The sequence below is a fragment of the Aquitalea palustris genome (assembly GCF_003693445.1).
Lineage (GTDB): Bacteria > Pseudomonadota > Gammaproteobacteria > Burkholderiales > Chromobacteriaceae > Aquitalea > Aquitalea palustris.
In genome coordinates this window covers 1-4626 of record NZ_RFAR01000139.1, presented here as the reverse complement: position 1 = coordinate 4626, position 4626 = coordinate 1, and the positions used below count along the sequence as shown (strand labels likewise).

4 protein-coding genes and 1 riboswitch are annotated in these 4626 nt (G+C 62.0%); of the genes, 1 reads left to right on the top strand and 3 read right to left on the bottom strand.

Annotated elements, in window-relative coordinates:
- Positions 1–183: 183 nt before the first annotated feature.
- Both EAY64_RS19985 and EAY64_RS19980 read right to left on the bottom strand, forming a co-directional pair.
- Positions 184–1584, bottom strand: a complete 1401-nt coding sequence (locus EAY64_RS19985) for an L-serine ammonia-lyase (protein WP_103526496.1) — start codon at positions 1582–1584, stop codon at positions 184–186.
- Positions 1585–2197: 613 nt separating this feature from the next.
- A riboswitch (glycine riboswitch) is annotated at positions 2198–2285 on the bottom strand.
- Positions 2286–2430: 145 nt separating this feature from the next.
- Complete coding sequence (locus tag EAY64_RS19980; protein ID WP_103526495.1) at positions 2431–3072, bottom strand: NAD(P)-dependent oxidoreductase; 642 nt, start codon at positions 3070–3072, stop codon at positions 2431–2433.
- Positions 3073–3174: 102 nt separating this feature from the next.
- Between EAY64_RS19980 and EAY64_RS19975 the strand changes: the two genes are divergently transcribed.
- Complete coding sequence (locus EAY64_RS19975) at positions 3175–3981, top strand: LysR family transcriptional regulator (RefSeq protein ID WP_103526493.1); 807 nt, start codon at positions 3175–3177, stop codon at positions 3979–3981.
- A gap of 55 nt (positions 3982–4036) precedes the next feature.
- On the opposite strand, the gene EAY64_RS19970 is transcribed toward EAY64_RS19975, so the two are convergent.
- Positions 4037–4626: CZB domain-containing protein (locus EAY64_RS19970; protein ID WP_199734504.1), on the bottom strand; the 590-nt coding region annotated here is incomplete at its 5' end.

The window sequence follows — 4626 nt, the reverse complement described above, 5'->3', positions numbered from 1 at the left end:
GACAAGGTGGAATGGCATGAATGCGTAGTTCTACTGAGTGCTACATAGGGTTTGCGCTGTCATCGCGGCAGCTGCGTAGCGGGGCTGAATAGGTTTGGAGAGAAGGGGTGGCAGGCGGCTATATAAAAGAAAACGCCGTGGACGGGATGCCACGGCGTTTTGTTGCTCACTGTCTGGTCCGGCTCAGCATTCCACGACGTTGACTGGCACTTCGATCACATTGATGGCCAGCCCGCCGCGGGCGGTTTCCTTGTACTTGGTGCTCATGTCGCGCCCGGTGTCGCGCATGGTCTTGATGACACGATCCAGCGACACGCAGTGCTGTCCGTCACCGCGCAGCGCCATGCGGGCAGCGTTGATGGCCTTGATCGAGGCCATGGCATTGCGTTCGATGCACGGTACTTGCACCAGGCCGCCCACCGGGTCGCAGGTCAGCCCCAGGTTGTGCTCCATGCCGATTTCCGCCGCGTTTTCCACCTGTTCCGGCGTGCCGCCCATGACTTCAGCCAGCGCACCGGCGGCCATGGAGCAGGCTGAGCCCACTTCGCCCTGGCAGCCGACTTCCGCGCCAGAGATGGAGGCATTGAGCTTGAACAGGATGCCGATGGCGCCGGCGGTCAGCAGGTAGCGCACGATGCCGTCTTCGCTGGCGCCCGGGACAAAGCGTGAATAATAGTGCATGACTGCCGGGATGATGCCGGCGGCGCCATTGGTGGGGGCGGTGACGACGCGGCCACCGGCGGCGTTTTCCTCATTCACGGCCAGCGCATACAGATTGACCCAGTCCATCACGGTGAGCGGGTCGCGCAGCGCGGCTTCCGGAGCGGCCAGCAGCTTCTGGTACATGTCAGCGGCGCGGCGTTTCACCTTCATGCCGCCGGGCAGGATGCCTTCGCGCTGGCAGCCGCGTTTGACACAGGCCTGCATCACGCCCCAGATGGTGAGCAGGTCGCGACGGACTTCTTCTTCACTGCGCCAGGCCAGTTCGTTTTCCAGCATGATCTGGCTGATGCTCTTGCCCTGTTCCTTGCACAGGGCCAACAGTTCGGCGGCAGTATTGAAGGGGTGCTTGAGTTCGGTGACACCGGGTGGGGTGAAGCCAGCCTCGATGGCTGCTTCGTCCACCACGAAACCACCGCCCACCGAATAGTACGCCCGCTTGGACAGGCTGTTGCCGGCGGCGTCGTAGGCTTCGAAAATCATGCCGTTGGGGTGGTAGGGCAGGGTCTTGCGCTTGTGCAGGATCAGGTCGTCACCCTCGTTGAAGGCGATGGCCTGCGTGCCCAGCAGGTTTAGTTGCCTGGTGTTGCGGATCGCTGCCAGCAAGTCTGGTACGGCATCGGTATCCACCAGGTCGGGCAGTTCGCCTGCCAGGCCCAGCAGCACGGCGGTGTCCGAACCGTGGCCCTTGCCGGTAGCTCCCAGCGAGCCATACATCTCGCTACGTACGCGGCTGGTGGCAGCCAGCAGGCCGTCTTTTTCCAGCCGGGCAACAAACTGGCGGGCGGCGCGCATGGGGCCGACGGTGTGCGAGCTGGACGGGCCGATGCCAATCTTGAACAGGTCGAAAACGCTGATAGCCATATTGCTCTCTTGTCTGCTGCAGGCAGGCCCTTGGGGGCGCTGCCGGTGTTTCGGGTGCGGGCCGCTTGCGAAAGGAGGGCCCCTTGATGTGTGTGTCAGCCTGTCATGTTTTGCGCGTGCGGACTGTTCTGCTTCCGGCCATCAGGCGTCGCGAAGCGTCTGATCCGCAGTTGTTAGCGGCAGTGGATGCCCTGTGTTGGACTGCTCATGGTGGCTGGCGCAGGAATGACAGGCAGGAAGGGCGAGGGAAGGGCAGGCTCCATCGCTCGCAAACCGGGCAGGCCGACGCATGCTGACATGAATGCAGTCACTGCCCCCTCTGTCCTTTTGCCTGAGAGATTGCGACAGCGTGGGTTGTCTCAGGCTGCTGACAAAGTGATTTGATAGGATTGCGCAGGACCCGGCTAAGCCGGGCCTTCCGGCTTACTGATTGATTCCGCAGCCTTCCTGTCTATTCCTAATCTTCCCGCCCTTGCCCTAACTATTGAAGAAGGGAGCATCGCTTTCTTTTCAGAAAGCGCGAGGGGTTTGTCAACAATCTTCGACAACGTGTGCTGTCTTTTCCTTCGGCGAGGCCGGGCGCGATGGCACGGTCCTTCTCTCCAGAGAGCCAGACGACGGCGCGGTTCTTTTGCCTGAGAGTTTCTGGGGCGATACCCCTTCGGCGTCACCGCAAAGGTGATCTCTCCCGCGCCATCCAGTACGGCTGGCTGGCACTGTAGATAAGCTGCCCATGCCTGTCAACGCCAATATTGGCGCGTGTTTCGATGTGCAGTTGCAGCATGCTGCGGGCAATAAAAAAAGCCGCCTGCAAGGGCAGGGCGGCTAAGGCGGGGCAAGTGTGAATCAGTGGGCAACAGTAAAGCGCTGGCGGCTATGACGTGGCGTTTCCACTTCGTCGGCGATGGCTACGGCGAGATCGGCCACGCTGATGCCGGCGGGTGCGTCACCATCCATCAGCAGTTCCTCACCACCCACACGGTACTGACCGCTGCGCTCGCCCGGGGCCAGCAGGGCCGGCGGCGACAGGAATACCCAGTCCAGTGCGGTTTCGCTGCGCAGGCTGTTGAGTGCCTGGCGTGCGCCTTCGGCCCCTTCCTTGTATTCGGCAGGGAAGTGCGGGGTGTCGATCAGCTGCAGGCCCGGTGCCACGAACAGGCTGCCGGCGCCGCCCACTTCCAGAAAGCGGCTTACCCCGGCCTGCTTCACCCCGGCGACGATGGCGTCGTGGCCCTGGATGAACAGGCTGCGGATGTCGCTCTTGTCCCAGCCGGGGTTGAAGGCGCTGATCACCACGTCGTGGCCGGCGACGGCGCTGGCAATGGCGGCGGCATCATAGGCATCGGCCTTGATGGCCTGCAGTTGTGCATGCTGCGGCAGGCGTTCCGGACGGCTGACGATGGCGGTGACTTGATGCTGGCGGGCCAGCAGTTCTTGCAGAATGGCCGAGCCAACAAAACCGGTAGCGCCGATCAGTGCGATTTTCATCTTGCTTTCCTTTCGATAGTGGATGGAAGCAACTGTAATCGCTTGCTGATCTCGTGATAATCCGTCAATACTGCCATTAATAAATTAGCTGGACTTAATAATATGGAAATGTTGCGGCGCATGGCGGTGTTCGCCACCGTGGTGGAACAGGGCTCGATGATTGCGGCTTCGCGCGAGTTGGGCATGACGCCTTCGGCCGTGAGCCAGCATATCAGCAAGCTGGAGGCCGAGCATGGCGTGTCCTTATTGCACCGGACCACGCGCAGCCTCACTCTCACCGAAGCCGGCAGCCTGTTCTATCAGGGCTTTGCCGGGCCGATGCTGACCGAGGCACTGGCGCCGCTGCTGGCGGCCCATCCACGGCTCAGTCTGAAGCTGTTTTTCCATGATGAGATGATCGATCTGGTGCAGCACCGCATTGATCTGGCCCTGCGCGCGGGCGACCTGAAAGATTCCAGCCTGGTGGCGCGTCATCTGGCGGACTGGGATAGCGTGCTGTGCGCCGCACCGGCCTATCTGGCCCGCCATGCGCCGATTATCCAGCCACAGCAGCTGACCGAGCACCAATGGGTGATGCTGGATCACGAGCGCAGCCAGAGCTGGCTGAGTATGGAAAATGCCGAAGGGGTGGTGGTACGGCCTGAGGTGGGCGTGCGCGTCAGCAGTAATAATATCCTGGCAGCGCGGCAGTTCGTGCTGGCCGGCATGGGCCTGTCTATCCAGCCGGAGCCGGAAATCAGGCAGGAGCTGGCCGATGGCCGCTTGCTGCGCATCCTGCCCGAGTGGCGCTTGCCGGCGCTGGGCATCTATGTGGTGACACCCAGGCGTGATGCGCAGCCAGCCAAGGTGCGTTATGCCATCGACGCGCTGCGCCAGCGCATGCAACACCGTCCCGCCGTGGGGGCGTGAGCCGGCGACATGCCTGTGAGATGCGCGCCAGTCCGGGCTGGCGCGTGCGGGTTGTTCAGACCTTGTTGTTACAAGGCTGCTGTTCCAGCTGGGTCAGCAGATCCATCACCTGATCGGATGCTTCTTCCATGCGTTGCAGCGCCTGTCTGGCCTTGGCGAAATCCTTGGCGTGGAAGGCGTTCAGTGCTTCCTTGCCGGCGTTGTGTACATTGGCATGCGGGGTTTCCAGCTGCATGAACTGGCTGTTGCCCTTGCATTCCTGCGCGCCACGGCCTTCGTAATACCACTTGCCCAGGCGGCAATGCTGGTGCGAGGACACCTTGTCTGCTGCCAGGTCGTGGTAGCCGATGAAGGCCTTGTAGATGTCCAGCTTGAACACCACGTGGTCGAGCTTGACCACCTCCATGAAGCTGGTATTGGTGCCCTGGGCGATGACCCGTGCCATCTGTTCGCTGACATCCACCATGCTGCGGATGGCGGCTGCGGTTTCCAGCCCGGTATCGCGGTAACCAGCCACTTGGCCGGCGGCTTCGGTGACTTGTTGCTTGGTGTTGAGCGAGGCGCTTTCCACATCGCTGACCAGGGTGGAAATCTCATTGGTGGCATTGGCCGTGCGCTCGGCCAGCTTGCGCACTTCGTCGGCCA

What these genes read in the sequence shown, in the direction of transcription:
- EAY64_RS19985 (WP_103526496.1), bottom strand. Translation starts at nt 1,584, where the DNA reads ATGGCTATCAGCGTTTTCGACCTGTTCAAGATTGGCATCGGCCCGTCC.
- EAY64_RS19980 (WP_103526495.1), bottom strand. Translation starts at nt 3,072, where the DNA reads ATGAAAATCGCACTGATCGGCGCTACCGGTTTTGTTGGCTCGGCCATT.
- EAY64_RS19975 (WP_103526493.1), top strand. Translation starts at nt 3,175, where the DNA reads ATGGAAATGTTGCGGCGCATGGCGGTGTTCGCCACCGTGGTGGAACAG.